Consider the following 16,821-nt stretch of genomic DNA (forward strand, 5'->3'; position numbering starts at 1 on the left):
AGCGTGCCAGCGCCGGGCCATGGAAAAATAAACTGATTTGGATATCCACAAAGTCTGTGAATAACTATGTGGAAAAGCGGGGGCTTGACACGCTGAACATGGCCTGCGGGGCGGCTTTCAACAATTTGCCTATTGGGAAGGCAACGACGGTGACAACTGCAGATTAGCCCCAAACAAACGTGCCCACACCCTTGACAGCGCCCGCGCCGTTGTGCGGATTACGCCAGTGCGCGGCGCCGTTCGGGCTCGAGCAAAACACGCTCGATGACCTTCGGCCGCACACCGTTGGACTTCAGGTATTCGACGGCCGGGACGACGCCGAGTTCGCACAAGGTGGCAATGCCACGCGTGACGACATCGCGCTGGTCGGCATTCGATCGCAACTCGGACACGCTGGCAGCGCGTGGATGGATGTCTTGCGCGTGCAGTGATTTCATCGCTGAACTCCGGTGATGGTGGATGCGTCATGCACCACGATTATTGGCGAAGTAAATCCAAAGTCAATGGCAAACCTGTATCAGTTCGCAAATACCATGTCATGCCGAGCGCGAGCACGGCGCAACAGCGATAATAACGGGATGAGCCCCTCACCCGTTCCCTCCCCAAGCGCGCCGCCCGCCGCAGCGCACCCGGTGCCGGCCTCGTGCACCGACCTGTTCATCTCGTTCACGCTGATCGCCCTGCAGGGCTTTGGCGGTGTGCTGGCCGTGATCCAGCGCGAAATGGTCGAGCGCAAACGTTGGCTGAGCAATGAAGAATTCATCGAGGAATGGTCGGTCGCGCAAATCCTGCCGGGGCCGAACGTATGCAACCTGGCGCTGATGATCGGCCAGCGCCATTTCGGCCTTGCCGGCGCGATGAGCGCACTGGCCGGCTTGCTGGCGGCGCCGCTGGTCGTCGTGCTGGCGCTGGCCCTGGTGTACGCCCGCTTCGCCGATGTGCCACAGGTCCAGGGCGCGCTGCGCGGCATGGCGGCCGTCGCCGCAGGCCTGGTGGCGGCCACCGGCCTGAAGATGTCGGCCGCATTGGGCAAGAACGTGCTGCCGCTCATCGTCTGCGTACTCATCGCTGCGGTCGCCTTCGTGCTGCTGGCCTGGGTGCGGGTGCCGCTGGCGGCCGTCGTATTGGGACTTGGCGGCCTGGGCTGCGTACTGGCCTGGCGCAGGCTCTCCCCATGAGCGCGCCGCAACTCGTCTTCACCTGGCACGACTGGGTCAGCCTGTTCACGCACTTTCTGGGGTTGTCGCTGATGTCGCTCGGCGGTGCGATCTCGACCACGTCCGAAATGCAGCGCTATCTGGTCGAGCGCCAGGGCTGGCTGACGCCCGCACAGTTCGGCGACTCGGTCGCGCTGGCGCAATCGTCGCCCGGGCCGAACGTGCTGTTCGTGGCGCTACTGGGCTGGAACGTGGGCCTGAACAACGGCAGCACGATGGCCGCGCTCTGCGGCGTGGTCATCGCGATGATCGGCATCATGCTGCCGTCGACCGTGTTTACGTATCAGGTCGCGCAGTGGGCGCATCGCAATCGTGGACGGCGGGCGGTACGCGCCTTCAAGCAGGGCATGGCCCCGCTCGTCATTGCGATGCTGCTGTCGACCGCCTGGCTGCTGGCCTCGGGCGGCGCCACCGGTCCGGACCACTGGCCACTGTGGCTGCTGTCGGCGGCCAGCTGCATCATTATCTGGCGTACCCGCCTGCACCTGCTGTGGATGCTGGCGGCCGGCGCCGCGCTCGGTGCGCTTGGACTGCTGTAGTTGGCATGTAGTTGGCATGCCTTCGCAGGACGCGGCATACTGGCCGCATCTTTCACTGTCCCCCACATGACGATGTCCGAACTCCTGAACCAACATGCCTGCTTCGGCGGCGAGCAGCGTTTCTACCAGCACGATTCCAGCGCCATCGGCTTGCCGATGAAGTTTTCGGTGTACCTGCCGCCCGAGGCCAGCGGCAAGAAGCTGCCGGTGCTGTTCTACCTGGCCGGTCTGACCTGTACCGAAGAAACGTTCATGACCAAGGCGGGTGCACAGCGCGTGGCGAGCGAACTGGGCATCATCGTGGTGGCACCCGACACCAGCCCGCGCGGCGCGAACGTGCCGGGCGAGACCGACAGCTGGGACTTCGGCGTCGGCGCCGGCTTTTACCTCGACGCCACCGAAGCGCCATGGTCGACCCATTACCGCATGCACAGCTACCTGCTCGAACTGCACGCGCTGGTGCTGGATCTGCTGCCGGCCGATCCGGCGCGCGTGGGCATCTTTGGCCACTCGATGGGCGGCCACGGCGCGCTGGTCATGGCACTGCGCCACCCTGAGCTGTTCCACTCGGTGTCGGCGTTTGCACCGATCGCCGCGCCAAGCCGCTGCCCATGGGGCGTGAAAGCCTTCGGCAGCTACCTGGGCCCGGATGAAAGCACCTGGCAGCAATACGACGCCAGCGCGCTGATGGCGCAGCAAGAGACGGCGCCGTTCCCGGACGGTATCCTGATTGACCAGGGCCTGGGCGACAAGTTCCTGCCCGAGCAGTTGCGGCCGGAAGCCTTCGAAGGCGCCTGCGCCCGCATCGGCCAGCCACTCACGCTGCGCCGCCAGCCGGGCTATGACCATGGCTACTACTTCATCTCGACGTTCGTCGAAGACCATCTGCGTTTCCACGCACGTCAGCTCGGCTGACAGGGTTACGGCTTCAGTCCGCCTGAAGCCGATTTCCCGCGTTCGGTATGAAGACTCTGGCCAAAGCAGCATGCCACGGATGATTGCTGTCTGATAACTGCAACAAACATCTCGATTCATCAGGCGATCATGCTGAACGCGTGAATTACGCCGCCCATAAAGTTTCCCTCAGGATACAATGATTGCACAAATGTCCATGTGCATCACGGCCCTTGCGCGTGTCGCGTCCTGTCGCCACGATACAAGCCGGTCTTCAATCCGCCCACGTCATTGTTCACGATCTTCAGACGTTGTGAACGCATTCGGCTCGCCACGATGCCCCCTTCCCTTTTTCAGTACCCAGAGAACGTCAACACACGATGAAACTAAGCTTCCGCGCCAAACTTTACCTGCCCCTTATCCTCAGCTGGCTATGCCTGTCGGCGATGGCAATTTTTCATGTTTATGAAAGCAACGTCCAGCGCCTGGAAGAACGCAAGGTCGCCCTGAGATTTGCGACCGATGTCGGCATGTCCACCGTCAAGGAATACGCGGAATTGGCGTCATCTGGAGCAATGACCGTCGCGGAAGCGCAGCAGCAAGCCTTGAAGCGGCTCAAGTCCATGCGTTACGGGAAAGATGGCTATTACACGGTCGTCGATTCGGCCCCGAAAATGCTGATGCACCCCGTCAAGGCAGAGCTGATCGGCAAGGATCTCAGCGACTTCAAGGACACCAATGGCACCTATTTGTACCGTGACGTGGCGGCCATTGCCAAAGGCAGCGGAGAAGGCTGGATAGAATATGTCTGGCCCAAGCCAGGCCACCCGGACCAGCAGCAGGTGTTCCCGAAAGGTGCCTACGTGCTCACCTACAAGCCGTGGGACTGGACCTTCATGACGGGGCTGTACCTCGATGACCTGCACGACGCGTTCATTGGCGACATATGGCGCGCAGTCGTCTTCCTCGCCATTTGCGGGGTGGTCCTCAGCACGATTGTCTTGCTGGTACTGCGCAATATCACGCGTTCGATCCGCCAGGCGGTCAGTGCAGCAGACGCCGTGGCCGGCGGCGACCTGACCCATCACATCACGATCGATGGCAAGGACGAGATCGCGCAACTGATGTCGTCGCTCGCCAGGATGCAGGAAGGCCTTGCCAACGTCGTGAGCGAAGTACGCCAGGGCACGGACGCGATCGCCGCCGCTTCATCGCAGATCGCGCAAGGCAATCTGGATCTGTCGGCGCGTACCGAGCAGCAGGTCGCTTCGCTCGACAAAACCACCGCGTCGATGGAAACATTGGCCGGCACCGTGCGCGAAAACGGTAACCATGCGCGCCAGGCGAACACACTGGCGTTGTCGGCGTCCGATGTGGCAACCCACGGCGGCACGATCGTTTCTCAGGTGGTGGTGACGATGGCGTCGATCAATGCCTCATCGACCAAGATCGTCGACATCATCAGCGTCATCGACGGCATCGCCTTCCAGACCAACATCCTGGCATTGAATGCTGCTGTCGAAGCAGCGCGGGCGGGTGAACAGGGTCGCGGCTTCGCTGTCGTTGCCGCTGAAGTGCGCAACCTGGCCCAGCGCTCGGCGGCAGCGGCCAGGGACGTCAAGACGCTCATTGGGGATTCGGTTGCGAAGGTCGAGGCAGGCAGCAAACTGGTCGGCGAAGCCGGCAGCACGATGGATGACATTGTCGCGAGCGTCAAACGCGTAACGGATATCATCGCGGAAATCGCGGATGCCGGACAAGCGCAGCAGGTGGAGCTGCAACAGATCAACGACACGATTCTCGAGATGGACAGCACGATGCAGCAAAACGCCGCGCTGGTCGAAGAAGCAGCATCGGCGTCCGCCTCGCTGCACACGCAGGCACACAATCTGACCGGTGCAGTGAGCCTGTTCAAACTGACGGCAAGTCAGCTTCGCCCGGGCACGGCGCCCCGCCTTGCATTGACGTCACGCGCCGGTCGCTGATCTTTCGCCTTCCCTGGCCTGATGCGGTTTAGAAGGTGCTGCTGGCCGCGCCATGGGCCGGATCGACGTCGATCCCGCCATGGTGCTCCAGAATGGCAGCAGCCCGTTCGAGCTGGAAGGCTTCGGCAACGGTGACCGTCATCATGCACAGATCGCCGCGGACGGCAGGCTTGAAGACATCCTCGTAATCGGTGCCGCCTTTGACAGCGGGCGAGTCGCCCACATAGAAATTGCTTTCAGCAGGACCTGCTTCGTCGGTGGTGACATTGACATTGATGCCGTCGCCGTCGAAGCCCTCGGCCAGCAAGCCATTGCGGGCTGCCTCGGCCGCTTCGAAGTTGGGCAACATGCGAACGATATGGTGATTCATGTTATCTCCTTGTTTCATTGGCAACCACCGTATCAGAATCCCGTGGTACGCGGCGCAGGCCACCCGAAGTCCGTGAACACGCCCGTCGCCGAGGCTGGACCCAGGTCAATTGCCATGCGGCAAACGAACGCCGGGAACGCGAAACCGTGGTGTATGCTAAATGCAATGCACGCAGATACCTGCGCGGCTTCACCAAATCAGCGGCGTCGTGCACGTGGTGACATGGGTGAAGCTCGAGAACGGCGTACTGCTACTGATCCTGCAAAAAGCAGGCTGACAAAGCACGTCGTCTGACCATCTACTGCGCATCGGGTTCTGCCCGAATCGCGTGATGGTTCGCCGGAACGCACTGCAACGCATGACAGCGAAGCGGTGCGTTTTTTTATGTGTGCAAGCGACGCGGCAAAGCGACGCTGCAAAGCACGATGAATAGTCAGTAACAGACCAGTGATGGGCCGGCTATGCCGTGGCACCGCCTGGCGACCAGGCCCAGCATGACAAGTACAACTAACCGAGAGGAGTCGACATGAACGAATCGAACGATCAGGGAAACAACGCAGGTAAATGGATTGGCGCCGCAGTGGCTGGCGCCCTGCTGATGTATGCATTCGACCCAGACCGCGGCCCGAAACGCCGTGCACGCGCCAAGGGCGCACTGCGCGACGCGCGTCACCGCGGCGCCGACAAACTCGAACACGCGCTGCATACTGCCGGCGAGCGCTTCGACTCGGCGCGCGAGCGTGCCGAATCGGTCTACCTGCGCGCCGGCGCGCGCCTGGCCGGCGCCGCCCACGCTGCCGGTGACCGCCTGGCCGAGGCATCGCACGAAACGCGCGACCGCCTCGAACGCGCGCGCGGCCGCCTGGCCGAAGCATCGTACGATGCACGCGACCGCGCCTCGCACGCTGCTGACTACGCCCGTGACCGCGTATCGCATGCTGCCGACACGGCGCGTGACCGCGTGTCGCACGCTGCCGACACGGCCCGCAGCACTGCCGCCCGCGCCGCCGACGATGCACGTGACTACGCGGACGACGTCCGCTCGCGCGCGCACCACGTCGCCAACGATGCGCGCGATCGCGCCAACTACGCTGCCGACAAGGCCCGCAGCAACGCCAGTGACGCTGCCGACAAGGCCCGCAGCAACGCCGATGACGCTGCCGACCGCGCACGCGAACGCGCCGACATCGCCCGTGAAAACCTGGCGCATGCCGCGCACAGCGCCGGCAACGGCGCCCGTGCCCGCGCCAACGACGTGGGTAACCAGGTACGCGAATGGACCGATCACCTGACGCAGGCCTTCGGCTCGCGCGGCCCGACGCTGACCAACTCGGCGTTGCTGGGCACCAGCGCGCTGAGCATCGTCGGCCTGGCGCGCCGTTCGCCGGCCGTCGCCCTGCTGGGCCTGGGCGCGCTGGCAGTGCTGCTGCGCAGTGACCGTGGCCGCAACCTGGTCGACTCGCTGCGTCACCGCGGCGAAGCAAGCCGGGTCGAAGTCGAGAACAGCGTCTTCATCGATGCATCGCCACGTGAAGTGTTCGATGCGTGGGCCGACGTGGAAAACTTCCCGCGCTTCATGTCGCACGTGACCGAAGTGCGTGACCTCGGCCACCGCCGTTCGCACTGGGTCGTGCGCGGCCCGGCCGGCATGGAATACGCATGGAACGCGGTCATGACCGAGCAATCGCGTCCGGATCGCCTGTCGTGGCGCAGCGAGCCGGGTTCGGAAATCGAACAGGACGGCAGCGTCACGTTCGAGTCGGTCAATGGCGGCACGCGTGCGACGGTGCGCATCAGCTACGCGCCACCAGCGGGCGCGCTGGGCCACGGCGTGGCACGCATGCTGGGCGTCGATCCGCAGCGTCAGATGGATGACGACCTGGCGGAGATGAAAGCTTTCATCGAACGCGGTGGTGCGCGTGGCGCAGGCCGCCGCTAACCCGTCCCGGCCCCTGCGTTGCCGCGCAAAACGGTAAACGGCACGGCGGTGCAAGACCATGAATGGCCCCCAAGCGGGGCCATTCGTTCGTCTGGCAGCGCTCAATCCGGAATGATCGCCGTGACCTCGATCTCCACCCGCGCGCGGTCTTCCATCAGGCCCGCCACCTGCACCGCCGTCATCGCCGGATAATGGCGCCCGATGACGTCACGGTAGGCTGCGCCCAGTGCCGGCCCGGCATCGAGATATTCGCGCTTGTCAAGCACATACCATGTCATGCGTACGATGTGTTCCGGGCCGGCGCCGGCTTCGCGCAGCACGGCCACGATATTGGCAAGCGCCTGGCGCGACTGCCCGACGAAATCATCCGTCTCGAACCGGCCCGCCGGCGTCCAGCCAACCATCCCGCTGACATGCACCTGCCGGCCGCGCGCGACAACGCCATTGGCGTAGCCTTTCGGACGCGGCCAGCCAGGCGGCTGCAAGAATTTCATTAAATCTCCCGACATGCGGCCTCAGTGTTGCGGCGCGAGCAGTTCGCGCGCGATGATCAGGAGCTGCACTTCGCTGGCCCCCTCGTAGATGCGCAGCGCGCGGATCTCGCGGTACAGGCCTTCGACGACCTGGCCCCGTTGCACGCCCTGCCCGCCAAACAGCTGCACCGCGCCGTCGATCACGCGCTGCGCCGATTCAGTTGCGGCCAGCTTGGCCATTGCCGCTTCTTTTGTGACGCGCTTGCCGCTGTCGCGCAGCCACGCCGCGCGGTAAGTCAGCAGCGCGGCGGCGTCGATCTCCAGCGCCATCTGCGCCAGTCGGGCCTGCGTAAGCTGGAAGTCGGCCAGCAGCTTGCCGAACATGGGGCGCGCCTGCGCATGCGCCAGTGCTTCGGCCATGGCGCGCCGCGCGAAGCCCAATGCCGCTGCCGCCACCGACGTGCGAAACACGTCGAGGGTGGCCATCGCCACCTTGAACCCGTCGCCCTCGCCGCCAACCAGGCAAGCGGCCGGCAGCCGGCAACCGTTGAAGCAGAGGCGCGCCAGCGGATGCGGCGCGATCACATCGATGCGCTCGGCGACCTCGAGGCTAGGCGTGGCCGCATCGACGATGAAGGCCGAGATGCCGCGCGCGCTGCGTTCGACCGCATCGCCCGTGCGTGCGAACACAACGTAGAAGTCGGCGATGCCGCCATTCGAGATCCAGGTTTTTTCGCCATCGAGCACCCAGGCATCGCCGTCGCGGCGCGCCGCGCATTGCAGCGCCGCGACGTCGGAGCCGGCGGCAGGCTCGGACAGCGCAAAGGCGGCGATCGCGCTGCCGTCGGCCACACGCGGCAGCCAGTGTTGACGCTGCGCAGCGCTGCCGAACAGCGAGATCGCCCCGCTGCCCAGGCCCTGCATCGCGAACGCAAAATCGGCCAGCCCGGCGTGGCGCGCAAGGATTTCGCGGATCAGGCAAATGGCGCGGGTGTCGATGGTCGCGTGCGCGCCGCCATGCTCGACGCCAGCCACGGCGTGGCGCAGCCAGCCGCCCTGCCCCAGCCTCGTGACCAGCGCGCGGCAGACGGTGTCGACATCGGTTCCGTGCGCGTCGGCCAGATTCGCCGCGGCCCAGGCGTCGAGCTCACGCGCCAGCACGCCATGGTGCGCATCGAAAAATGGCCAGTCGAGAACATCGGGTTCCATCAGTTGCCCTCGAACTGCGGCCGCTGTTTGCCCACGAACGCCTGGTAGGCGCGCTGGAAATCCTGCGTCATCATGCAGATGGCCTGCGCCTGCGCCTCGGCCTCGATGGCTTCGTCCACGCCCATATTCCATTCCTGCTGCAGCATTTTCTTGGTCATGCCGTGCGCGAACGTCGGGCCGGCCGCCAGCTGCGCGGCAAACGCCTGCGCCTCGGCGAGGACGTCGCCCGGTGCGCACAAGCGATTGAAGAAGCCCCAGCGCTCGCCCTCTTCGCCATCCATCGAACGGCCGGTGTACAGCAATTCGGCCGCGCGGCCCTGGCCGATCACGCGCGGCAGCAAGGCGCAGGCGCCCATGTCGCAGCCGGCCAGGCCCACGCGCGTAAATAGAAAGGCGGTGCGGCTGCGCGCCGTGGCATAGCGGATGTCCGAGGCCAGCGCCAGGATCGCACCGGCGCCGGCGCACACCCCATCCACCGCCGTGACGATCGGTTGCGGACAGGCGCGCATCGCTTTCACAAGGTCGCCCGTCATGCGGGTGAAGGCCAGCAGGCCCGGCATGTCCAGTTGCGTCAGCGGTCCGATGATCTCGTGCACGTCGCCGCCCGAACAGAAATTTTCGCCCGCGCCGGTGAGCACCACCGCCTTGACGTCGTCGGCATATGCCAGCGCGCGAAACAGGTCACGCAGCTCGGCATAGGCGGCGAACGTGAGCGGATTCTTGCGCTCGGGCCGGTCGAGCGTCACGGTTGCTACCCGCGTCGCCGGGTCAAGCACCAAGCCGACGTGCTGCGCCACGTAGCCGGTCAGCCCCGTTGGATTGCCCGCTAGATCATGCATGCCTGCTCCTGATGACGCGTTGGAAAATGGACGAACCGGTCACGTGTTTGGCCGCCCGCGCGCCAGATTGCGCTCGAGTTGCTGCTTGCCAGGGACGTACTGGCGCGGCCACGCGGCGCCAGTGTAGCCGATGCGCGCCGCCTCGTTCAGCGTCCACGCGGGATTGGCCAGGTGTGGGCGCCCCACCGCGCACAGATCAGCGCGGCCGGCGGCGATGATGCTGTTGACGTGGTCGGCCTCGCTGATACCACCGACGGCGATCGTCGCGATGTCTGCCTCGTTGCGGATGCGGTCCGAAAACGGCGTCTGGTACATGCGGCCATACACGGGTTGCTCGGCCTTGCTCACCTGCCCGGACGAGCAGTCGATCATGTCGGCGCCGGCGGCGCGAAACAGGCGCGCGATCTCGACGGCGTCCATCGGGGTGATCCCGCCATCGACCCAGTCATGGCTCGAGATGCGCACGCTGATCGGCAGGTGCGCCGGCCAGGACGCGCGCACGGCGGCAAACACGCGCAGTGGAAAGCGGCAGCGGTTCTCAAGACTGCCACCGTAAGCATCAGGGCGCTGGTTTGTCAGCGGCGAGATGAAACCCGAGAGCAGGTAACCGTGCGCGCAATGCAGTTCGAGCCAGTCGAAGCCCGCTTCGCTGGCGGCCAGCGTGGCGCGCACGAAATCGGCTTCGATCTGCGCCATGTCGGCCTCGCTTGCCTGGCGCGCCACCTGCGACACGCCGGCCAGGTATTGCTGGGGCGACGCCGCCACGAGCGGCCAGTTGCCGTGCGCGAGCGGCTGGTCGATCCCTTCCCACATCGGCCGGGTTGAGCCCTTGGCACCCGCGTGCCCCAGCTGGATGCCGATTTTCGCGTCGCTTGCGGCATGCACGAAGTCGACGATGCGGGCCCAGGCCTGCGTGTGTTCGGGCAGGTACAGCCCGGGGCAGCGCGGCGTGATGCGCGCGTCGGCCGACACGCACGTCATTTCGGCCAGTACGAGGCCGGCCCCACCCAGCGCGCGTGCGCCGAGATGGGTCAGGTGAAAGTCGCCCGCCACGCCATCGACGCACGCGTACTGCGCCATCGGCGAGACGACCACGCGGTTTTTGAGCAGCACGTCGCGCACCCGCAGTGGCGTAAACATCGGCGGCGTGGACACCGCTGGCGCGGCCACGCCGGCCTGCGCTGCCGCCTGGACGGAAAAGCGGCGTTCGAAACCTTGTATATAGGCGGGGTCGCGCAGGCGCAGGTTTTCGTGCGACAGGCGCTGGCTGCGCGTGAGCAGCGAGTAGGCGAAGCCATCGACCGGCATGGCACTGTACCGGGCCACATTCTCGAACCACTCGGTCGAATTGCGCGCCGCGCTTTGCAGCTTGCTCACGTCGGCCACGCGCGCGTCCTGATAGCGCGCCAGCGAGGCCTCGATGCCGTCGCCCGGTTCGGCCGGCAGTTCGGCAGCCAGCGCGATGGCGTCTTCCAGCGCCAGTTTGGTGCCCGAGCCGATGGAGAAATGCGCCGTGTGCGCGGCGTCGCCGAGCAACACCAGCGGCACGCGCCGGCCATCGACGTCAAGCGCACCCACCCACTCGCGGCAGATCAAACGCGCAAAGCGATGCCACATGGCGGCGCCGCCACGGCTGGCCTGGGTCAGGAGCGGCGCGCCGCCAAGAACACGGGCAAACAGGCGCTCACAGAACGCCAGCGTGCTGGCTGCGTCCATGTCGGCCAGGCCGCTGGCGCGCCAGGTCGACTCCAGCGTCTCGACGATGAAGGTCGCATTCTGGTCATCATATTGATATGCGTGGGCCTGAAACCAGCCATGTTCGGTCGCTTCAAAGGCGAACGTGAACGCGGCGAAGTGGCGCCGGGTGCCAAGCCACACGTAGCGGCATCGCCCCTCCTGAAGGTCAGGCTCGAACACGGTGGCATGGCGCGTGCGGATCGCGCTGTGCACGCCGTCGGCGGCCACCACCAGATCGGCGCCATGGCGGCGCGCCAGCGCCACCTCGTCCGTCACGTCGGTATCGAACACGAGCGCCACGCCGGCTTCTTTGCAGCGCGCCTGCAGGATGCCGAGCAGGCGCTTGCGCGCGATGCCGCAAAACCCATGACCATGCGAGGTGACAGTGGCGCCGCCGATCTGCACGTCGATCGCATCCCAGCGGTTGAACGCGCCTTCGATGGCGCGCGCGCTGGGCGCGTCGGCCAGCGCCAGATTGCCCAGCGTCTGGTCCGAAAACACGACGCCCCAGCCGAACGTGTCGCCGGGCTGGTTGCGCTCGACGACCGTGACGGTGCGCCTCGGGTCGCGCAGTTTCATGAGCAGGCCGGCGTACAGACCGGCCGGCCCGCCACCGACGCAGACGATGTTCATGGTCTCTCCTGATACTGGCAAGCGTCTATCTTACCTGCGCCGATGCTTGACATGTCAACGAGGCGTCGCGCACACGCGACTGATTCGCTGTGGATAAGCCAATTTTTAGTACAATCAGGAAACGTTACGCCTGTATTCCCGCCATTTTTGGCGGGTCCTATCGATCAATCGTTCGCCACACATGTTCCACATCGCCCGCACATTCGCGCTGTCCACCGTCACCACCACGCCGCAACCGGCGCCGCAGCGATGAGCAAATCATCCGGACGTTTTCGCCTGAACAGCCTGCGCAGCAGGCTGATGCTGCTGGTGCTGCTGGCCATCACGCCGATCGCCATCGTCACCGTGCTGGGGGGCCTGCGCGAACGCGAAGCCGCGATCCGCGCGACCGAAGACAACCTCAAACGCCTGACGGCGCTGGCCGCCGCGAATGAAGCGCAGTCGATCGACCGCGCGCGCCAGATCCTGGTCGACCTGGCCAGCGTGCCGGACCTGATGGGCGACACGGCTGGCTGCAATGCACTGCTGGCCAATGTCCTCGACCGCAACGAACTGTATGTCAATTTCGGCCTCATCCAGCTCAATGGCGACGTCAGCTGCAGCGCGGTGCCGATGGTGCACCCGGTGAACCTGGGTGATCGCAGCCACTTCAAGCGCGCCGTGGCCGAACGCCGCTTCATCGCCGGCGACTATGTGTTCGGGCGCGTGATCCGCCGTCACACGATCAACCTGACCTATCCCGTCACCGACCGCGACGGCAAGGTAGTGGCGGTGGTGTTTGCCGCAATGGACCTGGCGGGCCTGGACACCTTCGTCAACGACATCAGCCTGCCGGCCGGTTCGATCCTCGAGACGGCCGATGCCACCGGCAAGCTGATTTCACGCCGCCCCGATCCCGAGCAATGGTTCGGCAAACGTGTGCCCGCCCCGCTGTTTGCGGCGATGCGCGGCCCGCATGACAGCGCCCGCGTGATCCAGGGCGAGGATGGCGTCGAGCGCCTGCACGCATTTGCGCGCGTCGGGCCGCCGACGCTGTCCGATTACACGGTGACGATCGGCGTGCCGACCGAAACCATCACGCGCGTGGCGCGGGAGGCGCAGCTGATGTCGCTGCTCGGCCTGGGCCTGACGACCATCCTGGCCCTGCTGGCGGCCTGGCTGGCGGGCGACAAGCTGATTGTCCGGCGCGTGCGCAAGCTGATGACGGTGGCGCGCCGGATCGCCGCCGGCGAACTCGATGCCCGCACCGGCATCGGGTCGAACAGCGAGGAAATCGGCCGGCTGGCCGCGGCCCTGGACGAGATGGCCGAGCACCTGCAGCAAAAAGAAGCCCAGCGCAGCCTGGCCGAGCGCGAACTGCGCGCGGCCGACCAGCGCAAGGACGAATTTCTCGCGATGCTGGCGCACGAACTGCGCAACCCGCTCGCGCCGATCAGCACCGGCGCCCATCTGCTCAAGCTGCTGCATTCGGATAATGCGCAGATCACGCAGACCTGCGCCATCATCGCGCGCCAGGTCGAGCACATGACGAGCCTGGTCGACGACCTGCTGGACGTCTCGCGCGTGACGCGCGGGCTGGTGACGCTGTCGACCCAGATCCTCGACCTGCGCAAGGTGGTCGACGACGCGGCCGAACAGATTCGCCCGCTGATGCTGGCCCGCCGCCACAAGGTGGTACTCGACATGCCGCCGCAACCGGCAAACGTCAAGGGCGACCACAAGCGCCTGGTGCAGGTCGTCGCCAACCTGCTGGGCAACGCGACCAAGTACACGCCCGAGGGCGGCCACATCACCCTGCAGCTGGCGCAGCAGGGCGAGACGTGGATCATCGACGTGATCGACGACGGCATCGGCATGGATGCACGCCTCGTCGAGCGCGTGTTCGATCTGTTCACCCAGGCCGAGCGCACGCCGGACCGGTCGCAGGGTGGCCTGGGACTGGGCCTGGCGCTGGCCCGCAGCCTCGTCGAACTGCATGGCGGCAGCGTCGGCGCAATGAGTGCGGGTCCGGGCCTGGGCAGCACGTTCACGGTGCGCCTGCCGTGCTATGCGCAAGCGATCCCGGCCGGGCCGGCCGCAGCGCCGCTGGCCAGCAGCGCCAGCGCCGTCGGCCCCTTGCGCATCCTCGTGGTGGACGACAATCTCGACGCCGCCCAGACGCTGAGCCTGTTTTTGCGCGCAAGTGGGCACACGGTGGAAGTGGTCTACTGCGCGCTGGATGCAATCGACGTCGCCGCCGTGTTTGCCCCACAGGTCTGCCTGCTCGACATCGGACTGCCTGACATCGACGGCAACGAACTGGCGCGGCGCCTGCGTGCCTTGCCCGGGATGGAGAACGCCATGCTCATCGCGGCGACCGGTTATGGCCGTCAGCAAGACCGCGAACAGGCCCGCCAGGCCGGGTTCGACCACTATCTGGTGAAGCCGCTCAACACGCTGCAACTGAGCGATATCCTCGTGCAGGCCGGCGCTCACTGAGGCCGGCACCGCAACTGAACCGCGATCGGGCATGGTCGCGTTTCATTGGCGCAACAGCCTGGCAGATATTGCGTGACAGGTAACATTGCCCCTGCATAGAATTTGCTTCGATAAATATACTATGCTCCGGAGAAATTCCGTGCGGCGTGCCGAACAGGATGCTTCATGCCAATTCCTCCAGATGACATCGCGCAATGGCGCATCAAGGTGTTTACCACCATCCTGCCAATCGTCGTGGCGCTGGGATTTGTCGCCGCCCTTCCCAGCATCCCGCTGCTCATCAGCAAGGGCAAATGGCCGGTCATTGTCATGGACGTGGTGGCGCTGGCATGGCTGCTGGCCATCTGGCGCTTTGACCGCGTGTCGCACACGGCACGCGTTCTCAATTTCATTGCGATGCTGTTCCTGGTGTCCGTCGGCCTGCTGTTTTCAGTGGGGCCGGTTGGCCTGGTGTACCTGACAGCCCTGCCCGCAATGGCCGTCATCCTGCTCGGCATGCGCCAGGCCCTCATCATCCTGGCCCTGGGCGCTGCCTGCGTCCTGCTGCTTGGCGTGAACGGCAAGGTGCACCTGTATGTCCCCGGTCTGGAGCAGAATGGCCTGGCATCGGCAATCGTCGTCGTCATCAACTTCTGCTGCGTCGGCGCGTTGATCACGATCACCAGCGGTGCCCTGCTCAAGGGACTGGCACAATCGCTCCTCGAAGCGCGCACCGCTGCCGCTGGTCTGGAAGCGGGCCAGTTGCGCCTGCACGCCGTCAACGACGAACTGCGCCTGACGGCAGCCGCAGTCGCGCGCCTGAACGACATGGTCATGATCGCGCGCATGGTCGACGTGCCCGGCGCCGAGCAGCCGATCATTTTTGCCAACGACGCCCTGCTGCGCCACACCGGCTACACCCGCGAAGAAATCATCGGGCGCAGCGTGCGGATGCTCGAAGGACCGGACACTGACCAGGAGACGGTCAGGCGTGTCATCACGGCCGTGATGCACAAGGAAGCCGCCAGTGCCGAAATGGTCCTGTACACGAAACATGGCACGCCGTACTGGGTAGAGGCCGAGATGGTGCCGTTCTCCGGCGACAACGGCGCGATCACGCACTGGCTGATTGTCAGCCGCGACGTGACGGAGCGGCGCAACGCCGCCGACGCGATCCACCGCCTTGCGTTCTACGACGTGCTGACCGGCCTGCCGAACCGGCGCCTGCTGATGGAGCGGCTCGACATAGCGGTGGCCAGGGCCCGCACGGGCGGGTCGATGGCTGCCGTGCTGTACGTCGACATCGACAACTTCAAGACCGTCAACGATGCACGCGGCCACGCCATTGGCGACCAGTTGCTCAAGAACGTGGCCGATCGCCTGGTGGCGATGACGGGCGACGACGGCTGCGTGGCACGCCTGGGCGGGGACGAATTCGTCGTCCTGCTCGACGCGCTGGGACAGCATGCGGGCCGGGCCACCGACCGCGCGCTGGCCGTGGCCGAGCGGATCCGGGCTGCGCTAGCCGACAAGATCGTCATCGACGCCCAGCGTTACTACGCCACCAGCAGCATCGGCGTCGCGCTCACCGCATCCGCCAACGCGCAGCAGACCGTGCACGACCTGCTGCGCGAGGCCGACACGGCGATGTACCACGCGAAGTCGCGCGGCCGCAATGGCGTGGCGCTGTTCGAACCGGGCATGCTGTCCGACGCCGAAGGCCGCCTGACGCTCGAGCGCGATCTGGGCCAGGCGCTCGAGAACGGCGAACTGTCGCTGCACCTGCAGCTGCAGGTCGACGGCGCACGCGTGCCGAGCGGCGCCGAACTGCTGATGCGCTGGCGCCGCAAGGACGGCAGCAGCGTGCCGCCCGATGTCTTCATCCCGGTGGCCGAATCGAGTGGCCTGATCGTGGCGCTGGGCGACTGGGTGCTGCGCGAAGCGTGCCTGGCCTGGCACGTGCTGGACCGCGCCGGCCACCGCTTCCCGCTGTCGGTCAACGTCAGCCCGATGCAGTTCCGCCAGCACGACTTCGTCACGCGGGTCGAAGCGATCCTGCACGAGACGGGCGTGCCGCCCGGCCAGCTGATCTTCGAGATCACCGAAGGCTTGCTGGTCGATCGCCTCGACCAGACCATCGAGCGGATGCATGCGCTGGCCGCTCTCGGGATCCGCATCTCGATCGACGATTTCGGTACCGGCTATTCGAGCCTGTCGTACCTGACCCGGATGCCGCTGTACGAACTGAAGATCGACAAGAGCTTCATCCGCGACACCCCGCACGACAAGAACGGCACCGCCATCGTGCAATCGATCCTGGCGATGGCCGGCCACCTGGGCCTGCGTGTCGTGGCCGAAGGCGTCGAGACGTCGGCCCAGGCCGAGTACCTGGCCGCGCACGGCAACGCCTGCATGCAGGGCTACCTGTTCCACCGGCCAATGCCGCTCGACGCGTTGCTGGCCGAACTGCAGGCTGCGCCCCAGGCCAGTTTGTCCGCTGCCTGATCAACAGCGTCGTCACGGGCGGCA

The 16,821-nt window shown here is 65.7% G+C and carries 13 protein-coding genes; 7 read left to right on the forward strand and 6 right to left on the reverse strand.

The annotated features are described in order from the left end of the window. Nucleotides 1–218 precede the first annotated feature (218 nt). Nucleotides 219–437 (reverse strand): hypothetical protein, encoded by a 219-nt coding sequence (locus AC56LW_RS00080; RefSeq protein WP_499502802.1) that lies wholly within the window; start codon nucleotides 435–437, stop codon nucleotides 219–221. A gap of 141 nt (nucleotides 438–578) precedes the next feature. Here AC56LW_RS00080 and AC56LW_RS00085 point away from each other — a divergent pair, with 141 nt between their 5' ends. The 4 genes from AC56LW_RS00085 to AC56LW_RS00100 all read left to right on the forward strand — a co-directional run bounded on the left by AC56LW_RS00085 (nucleotide 579) and on the right by AC56LW_RS00100 (nucleotide 4,635). Further along, nucleotides 579–1,178, forward strand: a complete 600-nt coding sequence (locus tag AC56LW_RS00085) for a chromate transporter (RefSeq protein WP_499630401.1) — start codon at nucleotides 579–581, stop codon at nucleotides 1,176–1,178. Then, the gene (locus AC56LW_RS00090) at nucleotides 1,175–1,756 is read left to right on the forward strand and encodes a chromate transporter (RefSeq protein ID WP_499630403.1); all 582 of its coding nucleotides are present in this window, start codon (nucleotides 1,175–1,177) and stop codon (nucleotides 1,754–1,756) included. The genes AC56LW_RS00085 and AC56LW_RS00090 overlap by 4 nt, the downstream gene beginning before the upstream one ends. Before the next feature lie 72 nt (nucleotides 1,757–1,828). Further along, complete coding sequence (fghA, locus tag AC56LW_RS00095) at nucleotides 1,829–2,671, forward strand: S-formylglutathione hydrolase (protein ID WP_499632833.1); 843 nt, start codon at nucleotides 1,829–1,831, stop codon at nucleotides 2,669–2,671. A gap of 425 nt (nucleotides 2,672–3,096) precedes the next feature. Continuing rightward, a complete protein-coding gene (locus AC56LW_RS00100; protein WP_499630406.1) occupies nucleotides 3,097–4,635 on the forward strand; it encodes a methyl-accepting chemotaxis protein in 1,539 nt (512 codons plus the stop codon). Between the two features lie 28 nt (nucleotides 4,636–4,663). On the opposite strand, the gene AC56LW_RS00105 is transcribed toward AC56LW_RS00100, so the two are convergent. Continuing rightward, nucleotides 4,664–5,005, reverse strand: coding sequence for a hypothetical protein (locus tag AC56LW_RS00105; RefSeq protein ID WP_258834623.1), 342 nt, complete (start codon nucleotides 5,003–5,005; stop codon nucleotides 4,664–4,666). Nucleotides 5,006–5,531: 526 nt separating this feature from the next. Here AC56LW_RS00105 and AC56LW_RS00110 point away from each other — a divergent pair. After that, nucleotides 5,532–6,944, forward strand: coding sequence for an SRPBCC family protein (locus AC56LW_RS00110; protein WP_499630409.1), 1,413 nt, complete (start codon nucleotides 5,532–5,534; stop codon nucleotides 6,942–6,944). A gap of 101 nt (nucleotides 6,945–7,045) precedes the next feature. On the opposite strand, the gene AC56LW_RS00115 is transcribed toward AC56LW_RS00110, so the two are convergent. The 4 genes from AC56LW_RS00115 to AC56LW_RS00130 are packed head-to-tail and all read right to left on the reverse strand — an operon-like array spanning nucleotide 7,046 to nucleotide 11,835. Next, nucleotides 7,046–7,438, reverse strand: coding sequence for a RidA family protein (locus AC56LW_RS00115; RefSeq protein WP_499630412.1), 393 nt, complete (start codon nucleotides 7,436–7,438; stop codon nucleotides 7,046–7,048). A gap of 21 nt (nucleotides 7,439–7,459) precedes the next feature. After that, a complete protein-coding gene (locus AC56LW_RS00120; RefSeq protein WP_499630415.1) occupies nucleotides 7,460–8,626 on the reverse strand; it encodes an acyl-CoA dehydrogenase family protein in 1,167 nt (388 codons plus the stop codon). Continuing rightward, nucleotides 8,626–9,465 (reverse strand): enoyl-CoA hydratase family protein, encoded by an 840-nt coding sequence (locus tag AC56LW_RS00125; RefSeq protein ID WP_499630418.1) that lies wholly within the window; start codon nucleotides 9,463–9,465, stop codon nucleotides 8,626–8,628. Before AC56LW_RS00125 ends, AC56LW_RS00120 begins: the two co-directional genes overlap by 1 nt. Nucleotides 9,466–9,504: 39 nt before the next feature. Next, nucleotides 9,505–11,835 carry a bifunctional salicylyl-CoA 5-hydroxylase/oxidoreductase gene (locus AC56LW_RS00130; protein ID WP_499630421.1) on the reverse strand — a complete coding sequence of 777 codons (2,331 nt, stop codon included), beginning with the start codon at nucleotides 11,833–11,835 and terminating at the stop codon, nucleotides 9,505–9,507. Nucleotides 11,836–12,084: 249 nt separating this feature from the next. On the opposite strand from AC56LW_RS00130, the gene AC56LW_RS00135 reads away from it, so the two are divergent. Both AC56LW_RS00135 and AC56LW_RS00140 read left to right on the forward strand, forming a co-directional pair. Next, nucleotides 12,085–14,313 carry a hybrid sensor histidine kinase/response regulator gene (locus AC56LW_RS00135; RefSeq protein WP_499630424.1) on the forward strand — a complete coding sequence of 743 codons (2,229 nt, stop codon included), beginning with the start codon at nucleotides 12,085–12,087 and terminating at the stop codon, nucleotides 14,311–14,313. Nucleotides 14,314–14,478: 165 nt separating this feature from the next. Beyond that, complete coding sequence (locus tag AC56LW_RS00140) at nucleotides 14,479–16,797, forward strand: putative bifunctional diguanylate cyclase/phosphodiesterase (RefSeq protein WP_499630427.1); 2,319 nt, start codon at nucleotides 14,479–14,481, stop codon at nucleotides 16,795–16,797. Nucleotides 16,798–16,821 lie beyond the last annotated feature (24 nt).

Source organism: Telluria sp. LT2P80, assembly GCF_059685955.1.